The sequence below is a fragment of the Duganella radicis genome (assembly GCF_009720825.1).
In the GTDB taxonomy this organism is placed as follows: Bacteria; Pseudomonadota; Gammaproteobacteria; order Burkholderiales; family Burkholderiaceae_D; genus Rugamonas; species Rugamonas radicis.
The window spans coordinates 1-17,300 of the sequence record NZ_WNKY01000071.1 but is presented as its reverse complement, the minus strand read 5'-3'; the positions used below and the strand labels follow the sequence as shown (position 1 = coordinate 17,300).

The following is a 17,300-nucleotide window of genomic DNA, read 5'->3' as shown; positions in this document are numbered from 1 at the left end:
AAAGCTTGATGACCATAGTAAGTCGGTCCCACCCCTTCCCATCCCGAACAGGACCGTGAAACGACTCTACGCCGATGATAGTGCTGCAACCAGTGTGAAAGTAGGTTATCGTCAAGCTAGTTATAAGTCAGGAAGGCCCGCTCTATGAGTGGGCCTTTTTGCGTTTACGCGCTCGTTTGTCACACCTGTTCCAGATTTGAACAACGCATGCGTCTTTTCAGGCGCAAAACGCGTGGCATGGCGTTTGCTCAATGACTGCATAACTTTTTAAAACCAGTCAGGAGACAACCATGCAGTATTCCATCCGCATCCTCGCCGCCGCCGTCATCGCCACAGCTTCCATCTACGCCTATGCACATGGCAATGTGGTGCCGCAGGGCGTCGACACTACCGGCCTGCCGCCGCTCGGCGAAAAATGGCAGGAGCAGAATCCCTACCGCGGCAACAAGCTCGCATTGAAGATCGGCTCTTCCGCCTACAACCAGAACTGCGCTCGCTGCCACGGCCTGGAAGCGGTCACCGGCGGCATCGCGCCCGACCTGCGCTTGCTCGATCGCGACTGCGTCGATGTCAAGAACGAGAACAAGAAGAAGGCCTGCTACAAGGACACTGACGCTTATTACCTGGCCTCGATCCGTCACGGCAAGGTGCGCAATGGTGCGGTGTACATGCCGCCGTTTGAAGGCGTGTTCAATCAGGAAGCCATGTGGGCGATCAAGACCTACCTGGAAGCTCGCCGCGACGCCGCCAAGTAAACGGAGGCCCTCATGCTCAACCATCGTATGCACGCCGGCGTATTGCTGGCGGCGTTGTTGTGCGCCTCGGCGCCGGCCAGTGCGGACTGGGACAAGATCCGTCAGTCCGGTCATTTGAAGGTCGCTGTCTACGATCAGTTTGCGCCGTTCTCCGATCGCAGCAGCGGCATCGACGTCGATCTGGCCAAGGCGTTGGCTGAAAAGCTGGGCCTTAAACTCAGCCTGCTGCCTTTCCCTGCGGGCGAAAACCTGAGCGACGATCTGCGCAACATGGTGTGGAAAGGCCATTATCTTGGCTACGGGCCCGCCGATGTGATGCTGCATGTGCCGGTTGAGCCGCTGCTGATGAACGAGAGTCCCAAGGTCTCCATCTTCGCGCCGTACCATGTGGAGACGGTGCGGCTGGTCCGCAGCGCGCGCAGCATGCCTGCGTTTGACGGCATCGATTCGCTGGCCGGTAAAACCATCGGCGTGGAGAAGGTGTCGATTGCGGGCATGGTGCTGCTGGGCGAAGGCAATGGGCGCTTCCGTGATCAGGTGCGCATTTTTGATACAGCTGGCGAAGCGCTGGCGCAGTTGAAGGCGGGCCAACTGGATGCGGTGCTGGCGAATCGCTCGGAGATTGATGCGGTGTTCCGTGACGATCCTGCTTTCCCTTTGAACGAAGTCGCGTTCCAACGTTTGCCGCGCGCCGGTTGGGCAGTCGGAATGGCGGTGCGCAAGGAAGATCAGGATATGGCCCGCTTGCTGCAAGCTGCCATCAATGAGATGAAGACCAGTGGTGAGCTGCAAGCGATCTTTGCGCGCCACGGCGTGCATGAGCAACTGCCATGAAGAAGCTTGTGGGCGCGGTGCTGCTGGCATGGCGCGGCGCGCTGGCTGCTGGCGCCGACCCGGCTGCGGAGATGCTGGCGGTGAACGTGGTTGGCGTCGCACCCTTGCCCGGTCTGGGAATTGACCGTGATCGCTTGCCATATCAGGTGCAGACTGCCAGTGCTGCGGCGATGAGCCTTGGCGCTGGCCAGAATGCCGCTGAATTCATGGCGCGATCGCTGGCCGGTGTGAATGCCAACGAAATTTCCGGCAGCCCGTTCCAGAATGATCTGACGTTCCGTGGTTTTCGCGCATCTCCGGTATTGGGATCGTCGCAGGGGATTTCGGTGTATCTGGACGGTGTTCGTGTCAACGAGCCGTTCGGCGATGTGGTCAACTGGGACATGCTGCCGGAAGCGGCGATTGCCAATGTGCTGCTGACGCCTGGCTCGAATCCGCTGTTTGGATTGAACACACTGGGCGGTGCGCTGGCGCTGAGCACCAAGTCCGGCCGCAGTCATGCCGGTCTGGAGGGCGGTGTCTCGGCGGCCAGCAATGGCCAGCGCCGCACGGATCTCGCCTACGGCTACGACAGCGGACGACAGTGGCATGCGTTTGTCGCCGCCACCGGTTTTTCCGATCGCGGCTGGCGCGAGCGCTCGGACGGTAATCTCGGCAACTTGTATGCGAAGCTGGATGGCATCGCCGGTGACAATGAGTGGAGCATCGCCTTGCTGGCCGGGCGTAGCCGTTTGATAGGCAATGGCCTGCTGCCTGACGAACTGTATGCCGCCGATCGGCGCGCGGTTTATACCTCGCCGGATGAAACCCGCAATCGCCTGCGGCAACTGGTGTTCAATGTGATTCATCGCTTTGATGAACACACGGAATTGACGACGATGGCGTATGCGCGCAGCAGCCGTCGCAACACCGTCAACGGCGATATCAATGAGGATGAAAGCGAGCATCCGGCTACGTGGAACACCACGCTGACGCGCCAGTCCAGCCAGGGCGGCAATCTCCATCTGAGCATGGATGCCGCCCCCCATCAGCTGACCGCCGGCGTGAGTTTTGACCGCTCCAGTGTGTATTTTGCACAGTATGAGCAGGAAGCGTGGTTCGCACCGGACCGCACGGTGGTCACGGATAAGGATGAAGAGATGGAAGCGGGTGCCTCCGTCAGCGGCCGCTCGCGCGCGGCCAGCGTGTACGTGGCCGATACGTGGGCGCTGAGCGCCGGCACATGGCTGACACTATCTGCACGCTACAACCATGCGCGCGTCAGCAATCAACTACCTCCGAGTGACGCGGAGCGTTTCAGTTACCGGCACCTGAATCCGTCGCTGGGCGTTGCGCATCGCGCGGCTGGCGGCTGGACGGTGTTTGCCAATCTGTCGCAGAGCAATCGTGTGCCGACGGTGATTGAGCTGGGCTGCGCCGATCCCGAGCAGCCGTGCCGTTTGCCGGTCGGTCTGCAATCCGACCCGTATCTGAAGCAGGTGGTGTCGCGCACGGTGGAGGCGGGCATGCGCAATGCGGCCGCTTCGGTATCGCTATATCGCACGGTGAACCATGACGATATTCTGTTCCGCAGCGCCGGCGTGGCGCAGCATGGCTACTTCGCCAATTTCGATCGCACGCGCCATCAGGGAGTGGACCTGAGTCTCAGCCAGCGCTGGGGCGCTTGGGCTGCGCGCATCAGCTACAGCTACCTGGATGCGGTGTATGACGTGGAGGGCGATTTGTTCACCGGTGTGCGCAATGTGCATGTGAAACCGGGTACGCGCATTGCCGGCCTGGCGCGCAATACCCTCAAGCTGAGTATGGACTGGACGCCATCGCCACAATGGATGCTGGGTGCGGACATGAACGCGGTATCCGCTCTGGCGGTTCAGGGCAACGAGGATGGGCAGGCGGGTGTCAATCGCAGCGTGGCCGGCCACACCTTGCTTGGACTGCGCGCCAGCTATCAGCCATCGCCGAAGTGGGAGTGGTACGCGCGGGTGAACAATCTGGCCGATCGCCGTTACGCCAGCTTTGGCGCGGTGGGTGTGAATATGTTCGCCGGCGATGCGCCGCAGCCGTCGCGCTTTGTCGCTCCCGGCGCACCACGTTCGGTGGCGGCCGGGCTGCGCTTCCGCTTCTAGAACTGGTACTGGGCGCTGAGGCCCAGTACCCAGTTGCGGCCCGGCGCCGCTTCGTAATAGCGCTTGTTGGTGTCGCCAACGATGACCGAACCGATGTAATGCTTGTCCAGCAGATTATTCAAACGCAGGAACTGCTTGAAGCGCCAGCCCTGCCATTGCTGACTGGCGTGGAAGCGCGCATTGAGCACACCGTAGCCTGGTGCCGCCTGGTCGGCGTTGGCGTCTTCCGCGTAGATCTTGCTGCTGGCCAGCGCTTCCAGTGCTGCGCCGTAGCGGCCTTCCGGCGCGCGCCATGCCAGTTCGCCATAGGCGTTGGCATTGGGGATGCCCGGCAGGCGGCTGCCTTGCTGTACCGCGCCGAACGACGAGTCATACACCGCGCGCAGGCTGGTGAGCGCCATGCGCGTGCTCAAACCGTGACCTAAACTGCTGTCCAGCGACAGTTCCAGGCCCTGGCGCAGCGTGCGGCCGGCATTGCGGTAGCTGGTGCGGCCGCCGCTGCTGGCGTCCACCACCAGTTCATCGCGGGTGCGCACCTCGAAGACTGCGGCGTTGAGCGAAGTGCCTTCGGCCGGCCGCGCCTTCACGCCGGCCTCCAGATGCGTACTGGTGGCCGGCTGCAAGCGGAAGTTGAAGCCGCCGCCGGTGCCAGAGTAGAACAGTTCATTCAGCGTTGGCGTCTCGAATGCGTGCGCGGCGCTGGCGTAGGCGTGCAGCGCCGGCGAGAATTGGTACATCACTCCAGCCACCGGCGTGGTGTGGCTGTATGAGAGGCTGCCGCTGTCGTTGCCATTGCTGAGGAAGTGATCGTCCACCGAAAATTTGACGCTGCTGTGGCGCAGGCCTGCGCTCAGCATCCATGGTCCGGATTGCCATTCCGCTTGCAGGTAGGGATCGGTATTGGTGACTTTGTCGTCCTCGTCCCGGCGCAGAGCCCCTTTCACGCCGAATTGCGTGCCGATGAAGTTTTCATAGCCTTTGCGCGCGTCGCTGGAGCGGCCGTATTCAATGCCGATGGTGGTGCTCAGGCGGCCCCCGGCCAGCGCGGCGACGTGCAGCCAGCTGACATCGATGCCGTGGAAGTCGCGGTCGAAATCCACCACACCGCCCGAATGTGTGGCCGGCGCCTGGAAGGCTTTGGAGAAGGCCTGATACTGGATAACGCTGCGGTTGCCGCCGTAGGCGGTGGCGCGCAGCTTGTCGTCGCCGAAACGCTGCTCCCAGCTGGCGCCGATTTGCTGATGGTCGATGCTCTTGCGGGTGTTGTAGCGGTCGGCCAGCGTCCGCTTGGGCGTTTGCGTATCGGTGCTGTCGGTCTCGCCGGCGCGCGGGTCGCGCTGCCAGGTGGCCCAGGTGACACCGAGCGGGTCTTGCGTATCGTTCTGGCGCAAGGCGTTGGCGACGATGTTCAATTTTGCGTCGGTCAGTGGCGACAGCGTCAATCTGGCGTAGGCCTGGTCGCGGGTGGCCGCGCTGTGAGCGCGATAGCCATCGGTCTCGAAACGTGAGCCATCGATGACGTAGCCGACGTTACCCAGCTTGCCTTGCGCGTTCAGGTCCGCCTTATGGGTGCCATAGCTGCCGGCCGACAGGGTAGTCTCCACCGACGGTGCGCCGTCGCCTTCCCGCGTGAACAGCTGGATCACGCCGCCCGCGTGGTTGCCGTAGATGGCCGAGAAGGGGCCGCGCAGCACTTCGATGCGCTCCGCCATATCAAGGTTGAAAGTGGCGGCTTGCCCTTGGCCGTCCGGCATGCTGGCCGGGACGCCGTCAGTGATCAGCTTCACGCCGCGCACGCCAAAAGCCGAGCGGGCGCCGAAGCCGCGCGAGGATATTTGCAAATCCTGCGCGTAGTTCTGGCGGTTGGCCGCCACCAGTCCCGGCACGGCGGCCAGTGCCTCGCTGGCGTTGACGCGCGGCTGGGTTTCGGTGATGCGGGCGGCGTCGATGGTGTCGATGGCGGCCGGCATGTCAAAGATGGTATGACCCACGCGGGTGGCGCTGACCACCACCGTGTCTTGCGGTGCGATAGCTTCCTCGGCGGCGATGGCGCCGGTGGCTGCGAACAGGGCGGCTACGGCGTTCAGGCGAAATAAGGGTTTCATGTTGTCTCCGTGCTGGTTGGTCTTATACCAGACCGGTAAGCAATATACCTGCCATCCGGTTTTTATGGTGGCACGTTGATTGCACCTCCTGCTCTATTTGTTCAGGGAGGTGACATCATGAAGCGAATTTGTCTGCTGCTGGCCGCATTGTGCAGCCCAGCTTTTGCCGCGCCGCTGGCCTATGTGCCGAACGAAAAGTCCGGCAGCGTCAGTGTGATTGATACCGCCAGCGGCGCCGTGCTGCGCGAGTTTGCCGCCGGCCAGCGTCCGCGCGGTGTGGCGGCGGATCCCTCCGGCGCCCGGCTGTACGTGGCGGATGCCGCCGGCAATGCGCTGCTCGTGATCGATACCGCCAATGGCGCCACGGCGCGCCGCATCCCGCTGGGCAAGTCGCCGGAGGGCGTGAACGCCTCCACCGATGGCCGCTACGTGGCGGTCGCGGTGGAGGAGAGTAATAGTGTGGCGCTGATCGATGCGGCCAGCGGCCAGCTGCTGGCCGATATCCCGGTACAGGGCAAGAATCCCGAGCATGCGGTGTTCAGTCCCGATGGGCGCTGGCTGCTGGTCAGCGCGGAGGAGGCGGAGCAGGTGGATGTCATCGATGTTGAGGCCCGCCGCCAAACCGGGACAGTGGCGGTGGGCCTGCGGCCGCGCGGCATGGGATTCAGTCCGGATGGCACACGCGCCTACGTGGCCTGCGAACTGGCCAACGCGGTGTACGTGGTGGATATGGCCAGCCGCACGTCGGTCGCCCGCATTCCCGCCGGGCGCAACGCCAACGGCATCGCTGTGCATCCGAACGGGCGGGCGGTGTATGTCTCCAACGGCATCGACGGCAATGTGATGGCGATCGACGCCGCAACCAATACGGTCAGCGCCACCATCGCGGTCGGCAAGCGGCCGTGGAATATGGCGTTGACGCCGGACGGCACGCACCTGTACGTCGCCAATGGTCGCTCCAACAGCGTCTCTGTCATCGATACCGCCGCCGCAACGCGCCAGAACGATATCGCGGTACGCGAACTGCCCTGGGGTGTGGTGATCCGTTGAGTCACACAGCTGTTCCAAAGCTGAACAGTGTGACAGCCGATTGCACCGGTTTAGCAGGGAAGCAGCGCTGGCACGGCGTTTGCGAAAAGGAGAGGGCGCAGTATCGCAGCCGCGATCAGCGGCCTCCTAACCAAAGCAGAAAGAGGACGACATGAATCTTGCAGACATCAGCAAACTGGGCGTAGCCAATCCGTTCAAACAACGCTACGACAATTACATCGGCGGCCAGTTCGTTGCGCCGGTCAAAGGCGAGTACTTCGCCAACGTCACGCCAATCACCGGCCAGGTCTTTTGCGAAGTGGCCCGCTCCACCGCCGAAGACGTGGAACTGGCGCTGGATGCGGCGCATGCCGCCAAGGCAGCTTGGGGCAAGACCTCGCCGGCCGACCGCGCGGGCATTCTGAACAAGATCGCCGACCGCATGGAAGCCAATCTGCAATTGATCGCCACCGCCGAAACCATCGACAACGGCAAGCCGATACGCGAAACCATGGCGGCCGATATTCCGCTGGCGATCGATCATTTCCGCTACTTCGCCGCCTGCGTGCGCACGCAGGAAGGTTCGATCGCGCAGATCGACGCCACCACCTACGCCTATCACTTCCATGAGCCGCTGGGCGTGGTGGGCCAGATCATTCCGTGGAACTTCCCTATCCTGATGGCGGTGTGGAAGCTGGCGCCGGCGCTGGCCGCCGGTAACTGCGTGGTGCTCAAGCCTGCCGAGCAGACGCCTGCCTCGATCATGGTGCTGCTGGAGCTGATCGCCGACCTGCTGCCGCCGGGCGTGATCAATGTGGTGAATGGCTTTGGCCTGGAGGCCGGCAAACCGCTGGCGTCGAGCAAACGCATCGCCAAGATTGCCTTCACCGGCGAGACGGGCACCGGCCGTCTGATCATGGGCTACGCGGCGCAGAACCTGATTCCGGTCACGCTGGAGCTGGGCGGTAAATCGCCCAACATCTTCTTCGAAGACGTGATGGATGCCGACGACGATTTCTTCGACAAGTGCCTGGAAGGCTTCACCATGTTCGCGCTGAACCAAGGCGAGGTGTGCACCTGCCCATCGCGCGTGCTGGTACAGGAATCCATCTATGAGAAGTTCATCGCCCGCGCGCTGGAGCGTGTGGCGAAGATCAAGCAGGGCAGCCCGCTGGACCCGAACACCATGATCGGCGCGCAGGCCTCGCAAGAGCAGCTGGAAAAAATCCTGTCCTACATCGATATCGGCAAGCAGGAAGGCGCGCAGGTGCTGGCTGGCGGCGAGCGCAATGTGCAGGGCGGCGACATGGAGGGCGGCTATTACGTGCGTCCGACCGTGTTCAAGGGCGACAACAGCATGCGCATCTTCCAGGAAGAGATTTTCGGGCCGGTGGTGTCGGTCACCACCTTCAAGGATGAAGCGGACGCGCTGCGCATCGCCAATGACACGCTGTATGGCCTGGGCGCCGGCCTGTGGACACGTGACGGTTCGCGCGCTTTCCGCGTCGGCCGCGCCATTCAGGCCGGCCGCGTGTGGACCAATTGCTATCACCTGTATCCCGCGCATGCCGCGTTCGGCGGCTACAAGCAGTCGGGCATCGGCCGCGAGAACCACAAGATGATGCTGGACCACTACCAGCAGACCAAGAACCTGCTGGTCAGCTATAGCCCGAACGCGCTGGGCTTCTTCTGATCATGGCCAGCCTCATCGCCCGCGTCACAGCCACACCGGCGGCCCTCGCGCTGCTGGCGCGGCTGCGCAAGCTGTATGGACCGCTGATGTTCTTCCAGTCCGGTGGCTGCTGCGACGGCAGCGCGCCGATGTGCTTCCCGTCGGGGGAGTTCGATGTCAGCGAAACCGATGTTTATCTCGGCAACCTGGATGGCACGCCGTTCTACATGGGGCGTGAACAGTTCGAGTATTGGGAACACACGCAGCTGATTATCGACGTGGTTGACGGGAACGGTGGCATGTTCTCGCTCGATAACGGCAGCGGCCTGCGTTTCCTGACCCGCTCTCGCCTGTTCAGCGATGAGGAGCTGGCGGCCTTGCCGCCAACTTGAACACACAGTACGTAAAACCATAATAAACAGGAGATCATCGTGCAGAAGAAAATTGTCGTAACGCTGGTGGGGGCTGCGGTCCTGTCGCTGGCACAGGCGGCCGACGTTACCACCGCCATGTTGAAGAATGCCGCCAGCAGCACGGATAGCGTGTTGTCGTTCGGTTTCGGCACCGAAGGGCAGCGTTATTCAACGCTGACGCAGGTGAATACGAAGAATGTCGGCAAGCTGGTGCCGGCTTGGTCGTTTTCGTTCGGCGGCGAAAAGCAGCGCGGCCAGGAGTCGCAGCCGCTGATCTACAAGGGCAAGATGTTTGTCACCGCCTCGTACTCGCGCATCTTTGCCATCGACCTCAAGACCGGCAACAAGCTGTGGAAGTATGAGCACCGCCTCCCGGACGGCATCATGCCGTGCTGCGACGTGGTCAATCGTGGCGCGGCGCTGTACGGCAACCTGGTGATCTTCGGCACGCTGGATGCGCAGTTGGTGGCGCTGGATCAGGACAGCGGCAAGGTGGTGTGGAAGGAGAAGGTCGACGACTACGCTGCCGGCTATTCGATGACGGCGGCGCCGCTGATCGCCGATGGCTTGCTGTTGACTGGCGTGTCGGGCGGCGAGTTTGGCATCGTCGGCCGCGTGGAGGCGCGCAATCCACTGACCGGCGAACTGGTTTGGAGCCGCCCTACCGTGGAAGGCCACATGGGCCACCGCTACGACAAGGACGGCAATCCGATCGACAACGGCATCTCTGGCACCACCAACAAGAGCTGGCCGGGCGATCTGTGGAAGACCGGAGGCGCTTCGACCTGGATGGGGGGAACCTACGATCCGAAAACCGGTCTGGCCTACTTCGGCACTGGCAATCCAGCGCCATGGAACAGCCATCTGCGGCCGGGCGACAACCTGTATTCATCGTCCACCGTGGCGCTGGATGTGAAGACTGGCCAGATCAAATGGTCCTACCAGAATACGCCCAACGATTCGTGGGACTTCGACGGTGCCAACGAATTCGTCACCTTCGATATGAACGGCAAGCGGTATGGCGGCAAGGCCGACCGCAATGGCTTCTTCTACGTGATCGATGCGAACAACGGCAAGCTGCAAAACGCTTTCCCATTCGTGCGCAAGATTACCTGGGCTTCCGGTATCGATCTGAAGACCGGGCGTCCGAACTTCATTCCCGCCAACCGTCCGGGCGATCCGACCAAGGGGGAGGAAGGCAAGAAGGGCAGCACGGTGTTTGCCGCGCCAGCCTTCCTCGGTGCGAAGAATCAGATGCCCATGGCGTACAGCCAGCAGACCGGCTATTTCTACGTGCCGGCCAACGAGTGGGGCATGGATATCTGGAATGAGCCGATCAGCTACAAGAAGGGCGGGGCTTACCTGGGCGCGGGCTTCACCATCAAGCCGCTGAACGAGGACTATATCGGCGCGTTGCGTGCGGTCGATCCCAAGTCCGGAAAGATCGTGTGGGAAGTAAAGAACAACGCGCCGTTGTGGGGAGGTGTGATGACCACGGCCGGTGGCCTGGTGTTCTACGGTACGCCGGAGGGCTACCTGAAAGCGCTGGATGCCAGGAGTGGCAAAGAACTGTGGAAGTTCCAGACCGGTTCCGGCGTGGTGGCGCCGCCGGTGACGTGGCAGGACGGCGATACGCAATACGTGGCGGTGGTCTCCGGCTGGGGCGGCGCGGTGCCGCTGTGGGGCGGCGATGTCGCCAAGAAGGTCAACTTCCTGGAGCAGGGCGGCTCTGTATGGGTGTTCAAGCTGGCCGCTAAATAAATTTTCGGTTGATGTGTCTTTGGGGCGGCCACGGCCGCCCTTTTTTTAAAACGATAAGGGAGACGAAAATGAAAAAAATGATGATGCTGGGTGCACTCGGAATGGCGGCAAGCGCGCAGGCGGTTGATTTCAAGGCGGGCGAATGGAGTGTATCGCTGGGCGGGATCGTCAACGCCTACTACACGCAGGTGTCGTGCAGCGGCGATGCGGTGGGCGGGTTGGCGCTGGGCGGCAAGGCAGTCGGCTGCGGTGGCCAGGATAATCGCACCACCATCGGCAATGGCCTTTTGCCTAATGGTCTGGTGACGTCGGCCTCTTCGCATCAAGGCGATTTTGATGTGAAGGCACTGATCGGCATTTACAACGCCACCGCCACTGACAGCGCCATCTCCGCCAACAGCGGTGTCGATGTGCGTCAAGCCTACTTCACGTTCGGGAATGCGGACATGGGCACCATCAAGATCGGCCGCGATAACGGCATCTTCGGCGCCACGCCCATTTTTGCAGACATGACGCTGATCGGCGCCGGCGCGCCAGTGCAGGCGACGCAGCGCGGCCGTGTCACGCTGGGCCACATTGGCGCCGGCTACAGCTACGTAGGCTACTACGGCCAGATCGCGTGGAGTGCGCCAAAGACGGCAAGCGGCATCGGCTTCGACGCCGCGCTGGTCAGCCCGGTCTCGGATACGCCGGTGGTGGCGGCGCCACTGTATTCGACCAGAACCAGCCCTCAGGTTCAGGCGCAGTTGAGCTATGCCGCCAATGGCTTCAAGGGCTGGCTGGGCGGGAAGACGCAGAAGTTCGAGGCGACCGCACCGGGTGTGCGCGACTTCACCATGTCCGGCGTCGAAGTGGGCGCGTCGTACACGCAGGGTGCGTTTGGCGTGCTGGCCAACTTCCAGGGCGGCAAAGGGCTGGGTATCCTGTCGGACGCCGATCAGGGCGATACCAAGTCCAAGGCATGGTTTGCGCAGGCGACCTACAAGCCTGCGGACAAAGTGAAGCTGGGCCTCAGCTACGGCATCAGCCGCAATGACGACAACATCACCGGCACCGGTGGCCTGAAATCCAACGCCAACCTGACGCTCGGCCTGTACTACCAGATGACCAGCGCGATCACGCTGGTGGGCGAGGTCGGGCAGACCCGCTCCAAGGGCTTCGCCGGCGGCGAAGGCAAGATGAACGGCGCCTCGCTGGGCGGCATCATCTTCTTCTGACGATGGAGGCGCGTTCGCATCTGAGGAACGCGGCATGGCGCCGCGCGCTGGTCTGCATGCTGTGCATGCTGGCCGGTGTGCTGGCGCTGCTGCTCGGTGCCTCGCCTGTGCAGGCTGGCGTGTTGACGCGCGCCGATGTGGCACAGCGTTTTCCGGCGCCGCTGATAGTGGGCGAACGCGATGCCGAGTTGCCGGTCTGGCCGCTGTTCAAGCAGAACGCCACGGCGGTGGAGTTGGCTGGTTATGTGTTTGAATCGGTGGATCTGGCGCCGATTCCCGGCTTTGCCGGCGTGCCGCTTGACCTGCTGGTGGCGATCGACGCGAAAGGCACGTTCACCGATGTGGAGGTGCTGTCGCATCACGAACCGGTATTCCTGGAAGGGCTGGGCGAGGGGCCGCTGCGGCAGTTTGTGCAGCAGTATCGCGGCTTGTCGCTCAAGCAGAATATCAGCATCGGCGGCACGAGTCGTGTGCATATTGACGGCGTGGCCAAGGCGACGGCGTCGGTACGCATCATCAACCAGAGCGTGCTGGCGGCGGCGCTCAAGGTGGCGCGTGCACGCTTGGGCTACGGTACGGGGCGCGATCCCGGCCAGATCTCGCAAGTGCGCGAGGATGTTTATGAGCCGCTGGATCTGGGACAGCTGCTGCGCCGGGGCCTGGTGCAGTATCTGCGCGTGAGTAACCGCGATGTTGAGCAGCTGTTCAAGGGCGGCGATGGCGCCGGACTCGATGCTGAGGTCCGCACGCGACCGGATGGTACGTTCATCGAGCTGTATGTCGCCATGGCGTCGGTGCCTTCCGTGGGACGCAATCTGTTGACCGAGGCTGGCTGGCGCAAGCTGCAATCGCGGCTGGAACCGGGAGAGCATGCGCTGATGGTGATGAGCGCGGGCCGTTACAGCGTCACCGGCGAGGATTTTGTGCGCGGCAGTGTGCCGGACCGTATCCTGCTGCGGCAGGATAAGCTGCCGATCGAAATGCGCGATCTGGATCTGGACCTGAAGCTGGCGGTGCCGCTGGAGACGCCGAATGTGACGCTGTTCCGCGTGACCAGCCAGGCCGGCCTCGATCCTGGCGCAGCGCTGGACATCGCGCTGCCGGTCACGCGCAGCAAGGGCATCGTCTATCCCGAGCGGATCGTTCGTGAATTGGGCTTGCGCTATCAGTTGCCGGCGGAGCTGCTCATCCGGCCGGAAGCCGACGCCAGATCATGGCCCGCCGTCTGGCGGCAGCGCCGCTGGGAGTTGGCGCTGCTGGCGACGGGCTTGCTGGTGCTATGCGCGGCGCTGGGGATGCAGAAGCGGCTGGTCGCCAATGACGCGCGGTTGACGTGGTTCCGCCGGAGCTATCTCGCTTTCACGGTTGGCTTTATCGGCTACTACGCGCAAGGACAGCTTTCGATTGTCAATATCACCGGTGCGCTGCAAGCCTTGCTGGCCAGGCGCAGCCTGACCTTCATGCTGTTCGATCCCATGACGGTTGTGCTGTGGGCTTTTGTATTGCTGTCGCTGCTGTTGTGGGGCCGCGGTACCTTTTGCGGTTGGTTGTGTCCTTTCGGCGCCATGCAGGAATGCGTTGGCAAGCTGGCGCGCTGGTTGCGTGTGCCGCAACTGCGCTTGCGCCATGCATGGTTCAAGCACGTTAAATATGTGCTGTTGCTGACCATCGTCGTCAGCGTGTTCTTGCCCGGCCAGATGACGGACAAGCTGGTGGAGCTGGAGCCGTTCAAGACCTCGATCACGCTGGGCTTCGCGCGCAGTTGGCCTTATGTGGTATATGCGGCCGCCATGCTGCTGGCGAGCGGCGTGGTGTACAAATTCTTCTGCCGTTATCTGTGCCCCTTCGGCGCGGCGCTGGCGCTGCTGGGCAAAATACGTCTGCTGAACTGGATTCCCCGTTACGCGCAGTGTGGCACACCGTGTCAGACCTGCCGCCACCGCTGCGACTACCAAGCCATCGCGCCAGACGGCAAAGTGGCGTACGACGAATGCTTCCAGTGCATGGACTGCGTGGCGATTTACGAAAGCGACCAGAAATGCGCGTTGCGCATTGCGGGGCGCAAGCAAGTAGTGATACCTATCAGGAGCCGCACATGAAACGACGTACTTTCATCACCAGCGCCATCGGCGCGATCGCCGGTGCGGCCGGATGCGTGCATTCGTGGCAGCAGCCCTTGCACACTGGCGCAGCGCTGGCGTTTGGCACCACCATTTCGATCTCGGTGGCAAATGCGGACGACGAACTGGCGCAGCGTGCAATCGCGGAAGCGTTACAGGCCGCGTTGGCGGTGGATCGGCTGATGAGCATTTATCATCCGGCCAGCCAGGTGTATCAGCTGAACCGCGACGGCGTCTTGCATAAGCCCGATGCGCGGTTGATCGAAGTGCTGGCCAAGGCCACGCATTTGTCGGACATCAGCGGCGGCGCGTTCGATGTCACTACCCAGCCGCTGTGGCGCCTGTACACCGAGGCTGCGCGCGCGGGCGGGCTGCCGTCGGATGAGGACCGGCGACGCGCTCAAGCGCTGGTGGACTGGCGCCAGCTGGCCTTCGATGCCGATCATATCCGCTTCCGGCGGCCCGGCATGGCGCTGACCTTGAATGGCCTGGCGCAAGGCTATGCGGCGGATCAGGCGTTGGCGGCGTTGCAGGCACATGGCGTGCGCCATGCGTTGCTCGATACCGGCGAGTTCACCGCGCGTGGACAAAAGCCGGGCCGGCAGCCTTGGGTGCTGGGCGTGCGCGATCCGCGCGATCCCGGAGCGCTGGTGACAACGCTGAGTGCACAGGGCTGTAGCGTCGCTACCTCGGGCGATTATGAATGCAGCTTCACGCCGGACTACCGGCATCACCACATCTTCGATCCAGCCAGCGGCGATTCGCCGACGGAGCTGGCCAGCGTCACCGTGGTGGCGCCTACCGCGCTGGAGGCGGATGGCTTGTCCACGGCGTTCATGGTGATGGGCTGGGAACGCGCCAAGGCACTGGCCGCGCAGTTGCGGGCAGTGGACCTGATGGTGGTCGATAAGCAGGGCCGCAGCCGCCGCACGGCCGGATTCCCCGGCCATGCGTAAGTTATTTCAGATGCGGCACCTTGCGATAGATGGTGTTGCGCGACACGCCCAGCGCGCGCGCCGTGGCGGAGACATTGCCGCCGTTTGCCTCCAGCGTGCGCAGAATGACCGACTGCTCCATCTCTTCCAGATTGGCGCCGCGGGCGATCATGCGCGTGGTATCGGCCATGGTGGTTGGCGCGGCGGCCGAGGTGGCGGTCTCGCCGATATCGTCGAGGAAGTCGTCCGGCATGTGGCGCAGGCAGATTTCCGGCTCGTCGCCGGCCATGACGATGGCGGTGCGCAGCAAATTGGTCAGCTGGCGGAAGTTGCCCGGCCAGCGATGGCGGTGGAACATGGCCATCAACTCGTCGGAGATGTCATAGCGGCCGGCCGCCGATTCGGTGGCGATGATTTTGCGGACCACGGTTTCCAGGTCGGTGCGTTCGCGCAGCGGCGGCAGTTTCACTACCAGTCCATTCAGGCGGTAATACAGGTCTTCGCGGAACAGGCTCTGGCTGATGCGCTCGCGCAGATTGTGGTTGGTGGCACAAATCAGCTCCACGTTCACCGGGATGGACTTGTCGCTGCCCAGCGGCGTGACCATGCGCTCTTGCAGCACGCGCAGCAAACGCGCCTGCAAGCTGAATGGCATGTCGCCGATCTCGTCGAGGAACAGGGTGCCGCCGTTGGCTTGCAGGATCTTGCCGGCCGCGCCTTTCTTGCGCGCGCCGGTGAAGGCGCCATCCTCGTAGCCAAACAGCTCGGATTCGATCAGCGTTTCCGGTATCGAGGCACAGTTGACCGCCACGAAGGGATGCTGGCTGCGCGGCGAGTCATTGTGGATCGCCTGCGCCAGCAGCTCCTTGCCGGTGCCGGTTTCGCCCATGATCATGATGGGGATATCCTTGCCCAGCACGCGTGTGACCTTTTCGATGACCAGCTCCAGTTGCGGATCGCCGGTGCGCAGGTAGCGCAGGCCGGACAGGCGCCGGATCTGCGCCGCCGACTGGTTGGCCGCCACCGCCGGCGTGGCTGGCGGCGCGCGGCCGGGAATCAGCGATTGCTGGAACACGCTGTTGGCCAGGCGCAGTTGCGCGCGTCCGTGCACCCGCACGCCGTTGTGCATGCACAGGTTGAGCAGGCCGGGCGTCGCCGTGCTGTAGTGATCGTACAGTGCGGACAGCGGCAAGCCGAACAGCGAGCTGAAGGTATGCGATTGCAGCGCCGAGAAGGGCAGCCCCAACTGGAACAAGCCGCTGCGGTTGGCGGCCAGGAAGCGGCCGCCCGGGCTGAACGAGGCGATGCCTTCCATCAGCGTGCCGATGAATTCGGGGCGCGAATGGAAATGGATCGTGATCGCATCCTCAAAGGTGGCCGAGAACAGCTGGTTCTCGATCATCAGCGCCGACATGCGCACCAGCGCCATGGTGTGGCGGTGGTAGCTGCGGCTGTCGCCGGAGACGTCGAGCACGCCGATCACATTGCCCATGTGGTCGGCGATGGGCGCGGCCGAGCATGTCAGGAAATGGTTGGCGGCCAGGTAATGTTGATCGGCATGCACCAGCACCGGCGCGCCCTCGATGATGGCCGAGGCGATGGCATTGGTGCCGCGCTTTTGCTCGGACCAGGCCACGCCGGGGCTCAGCGCCACGCGATTGGCTTTCTCCAGGAAGTCGTCGTCGCCCAGCGAGTGCACGATGACGCCGTTGGCGTCGGTCAGCAGCACCATGTTGTGCGTGTTGACGATTTGCTGGTACAGGGTTTCCATCGCCGGGACAGCATGGGTGTGCAGCAGGCGGTTCTGCTCTATTAACAGGGAGAGGTCGTTGCGCGCCAGTGGATCGTAGTCCGGCCTGGTCTGCGGGCACAGGCCATACTGCTGTGAACGCTGGTGCGAGGTCTCGATGATGACGGGCAGATTGTCCGCCCAGGCTCCGCTTGCAGGGGAGTTGTTCAAATCTGGAGCAAGTTTATGTTCCATGGTTGTCTCAGTGTCTCTGGCGGCCGTTATCGGCTCTGTTATGCCCGCAAGGTGTTCCATAATGTAGCACCTGTGCAGGAACTGAGCAAAAGCGTTGCTGTCCGCTGTTGCTATCGTGTTCTAAGCAATTGCGATGCCAATCTAAAAATAAGCCTTGGCAAATGCGATCCGGGTTGCTATAGTTCGGTCCCTCGCGAAAGAACGTAGCGATACGATGAAAAGCGAGGGGTTGACGAGATAAACGAAACACTGCATAATCTCGCTTCTCTGCTGCGAACAAAACGCTTCGCAGCGCAAGACAAGATCTTTAAAAAATTACAGTTGATAAGTGTGGGCGTTTGATGCTGCA

Annotated in this window: 12 protein-coding genes and 1 rRNA gene; 11 read left to right on the top strand and 2 right to left on the bottom strand. The window is 62.6% G+C overall.

The window, feature by feature from the left end; translation table 11 throughout:
- Positions 1–4: 4 nt before the first annotated feature.
- The 4 genes from rrf to GM676_RS30065 all read left to right on the top strand — a co-directional run bounded on the left by rrf (position 5) and on the right by GM676_RS30065 (position 3,715).
- Positions 5–117, top strand: a 5S ribosomal RNA gene (gene rrf, locus GM676_RS30080).
- A gap of 173 nt (positions 118–290) precedes the next feature.
- Positions 291–755 carry a cytochrome c-550 PedF gene (gene pedF / locus GM676_RS30075; protein ID WP_155468211.1) on the top strand — a complete coding sequence of 155 codons (465 nt, stop codon included), beginning with the start codon at positions 291–293 and terminating at the stop codon, positions 753–755.
- Between the two features lie 12 nt (positions 756–767).
- Positions 768–1,589: a substrate-binding periplasmic protein gene (locus GM676_RS30070; protein ID WP_229262926.1), complete on the top strand. Its 822-nt coding sequence runs from the start codon at positions 768–770 to the stop codon at positions 1,587–1,589.
- Entirely contained in the window at positions 1,586–3,715 is a 2,130-nt protein-coding gene (locus GM676_RS30065; protein ID WP_155468210.1) for a TonB-dependent receptor, read from the top strand. The genes GM676_RS30070 and GM676_RS30065 overlap by 4 nt, the downstream gene beginning before the upstream one ends.
- On the opposite strand, the gene GM676_RS30060 is transcribed toward GM676_RS30065, so the two are convergent.
- Positions 3,712–5,820 (bottom strand): TonB-dependent receptor family protein, encoded by a 2,109-nt coding sequence (locus GM676_RS30060; protein WP_155468209.1) that lies wholly within the window; start codon positions 5,818–5,820, stop codon positions 3,712–3,714. The genes GM676_RS30065 and GM676_RS30060 overlap by 4 nt on opposite strands.
- 117 nt (positions 5,821–5,937) lie before the next feature.
- On the opposite strand from GM676_RS30060, the gene GM676_RS30055 reads away from it, so the two are divergent.
- The 7 genes from GM676_RS30055 (at position 5,938) to GM676_RS30025 (ending at position 14,988) form a co-directional block, all read left to right on the top strand.
- Positions 5,938–6,870 (top strand): beta-propeller fold lactonase family protein, encoded by a 933-nt coding sequence (locus GM676_RS30055; RefSeq protein WP_155468208.1) that lies wholly within the window; start codon positions 5,938–5,940, stop codon positions 6,868–6,870.
- A 151-nt stretch (positions 6,871–7,021) separates the two neighbouring features.
- The gene (gene adh / locus GM676_RS30050; protein WP_155468207.1) at positions 7,022–8,542 is read left to right on the top strand and encodes an aldehyde dehydrogenase; all 1,521 of its coding nucleotides are present in this window, start codon (positions 7,022–7,024) and stop codon (positions 8,540–8,542) included.
- A 2-nt stretch (positions 8,543–8,544) separates the two neighbouring features.
- Positions 8,545–8,913 (top strand): DUF779 domain-containing protein, encoded by a 369-nt coding sequence (locus GM676_RS30045; RefSeq protein ID WP_155468206.1) that lies wholly within the window; start codon positions 8,545–8,547, stop codon positions 8,911–8,913.
- A gap of 39 nt (positions 8,914–8,952) precedes the next feature.
- Positions 8,953–10,695 carry a PQQ-dependent methanol/ethanol family dehydrogenase gene (locus tag GM676_RS30040; RefSeq protein ID WP_371866412.1) on the top strand — a complete coding sequence of 581 codons (1,743 nt, stop codon included), beginning with the start codon at positions 8,953–8,955 and terminating at the stop codon, positions 10,693–10,695.
- A gap of 68 nt (positions 10,696–10,763) precedes the next feature.
- Positions 10,764–11,912, top strand: coding sequence for a porin family protein (locus GM676_RS30035; protein WP_170304389.1), 1,149 nt, complete (start codon positions 10,764–10,766; stop codon positions 11,910–11,912).
- Positions 11,913–11,914: 2 nt separating this feature from the next.
- Positions 11,915–14,011 (top strand): 4Fe-4S binding protein, encoded by a 2,097-nt coding sequence (locus GM676_RS30030; RefSeq protein ID WP_155468205.1) that lies wholly within the window; start codon positions 11,915–11,917, stop codon positions 14,009–14,011.
- Positions 14,008–14,988 (top strand): FAD:protein FMN transferase, encoded by a 981-nt coding sequence (locus GM676_RS30025; RefSeq protein WP_155468204.1) that lies wholly within the window; start codon positions 14,008–14,010, stop codon positions 14,986–14,988. Before GM676_RS30030 ends, GM676_RS30025 begins: the two co-directional genes overlap by 4 nt.
- Position 14,989: 1 nt before the next feature.
- Here GM676_RS30025 and GM676_RS30020 read toward each other — a convergent pair whose 3' ends face one another.
- A complete protein-coding gene (locus GM676_RS30020; protein WP_155468203.1) occupies positions 14,990–16,951 on the bottom strand; it encodes a sigma-54-dependent Fis family transcriptional regulator in 1,962 nt (653 codons plus the stop codon).
- Positions 16,952–17,300 lie beyond the last annotated feature (349 nt).

Excerpts from the sequence above, each read along its gene's own strand:
- GM676_RS30030 (WP_155468205.1), top strand. The coding sequence starts at position 11,915 with ATGGAGGCGCGTTCGCATCTGAGGAACGCGGCATGGCGCCGCGCGCTG.
- GM676_RS30045 (WP_155468206.1), top strand. The coding sequence starts at position 8,545 with ATGGCCAGCCTCATCGCCCGCGTCACAGCCACACCGGCGGCCCTCGCG.
- GM676_RS30055 (WP_155468208.1), top strand. The coding sequence starts at position 5,938 with ATGAAGCGAATTTGTCTGCTGCTGGCCGCATTGTGCAGCCCAGCTTTT.
- GM676_RS30065 (WP_155468210.1), top strand. The coding sequence starts at position 1,586 with ATGAAGAAGCTTGTGGGCGCGGTGCTGCTGGCATGGCGCGGCGCGCTG.
- adh (WP_155468207.1), top strand. The coding sequence starts at position 7,022 with ATGAATCTTGCAGACATCAGCAAACTGGGCGTAGCCAATCCGTTCAAA.
- GM676_RS30060 (WP_155468209.1), bottom strand. The coding sequence starts at position 5,820 with ATGAAACCCTTATTTCGCCTGAACGCCGTAGCCGCCCTGTTCGCAGCC.
- pedF (WP_155468211.1), top strand. The coding sequence starts at position 291 with ATGCAGTATTCCATCCGCATCCTCGCCGCCGCCGTCATCGCCACAGCT.
- GM676_RS30070 (WP_229262926.1), top strand. The coding sequence starts at position 768 with ATGCTCAACCATCGTATGCACGCCGGCGTATTGCTGGCGGCGTTGTTG.
- GM676_RS30035 (WP_170304389.1), top strand. The coding sequence starts at position 10,764 with ATGAAAAAAATGATGATGCTGGGTGCACTCGGAATGGCGGCAAGCGCG.
- GM676_RS30020 (WP_155468203.1), bottom strand. The coding sequence starts at position 16,951 with ATGGAACATAAACTTGCTCCAGATTTGAACAACTCCCCTGCAAGCGGA.
- GM676_RS30025 (WP_155468204.1), top strand. The coding sequence starts at position 14,008 with ATGAAACGACGTACTTTCATCACCAGCGCCATCGGCGCGATCGCCGGT.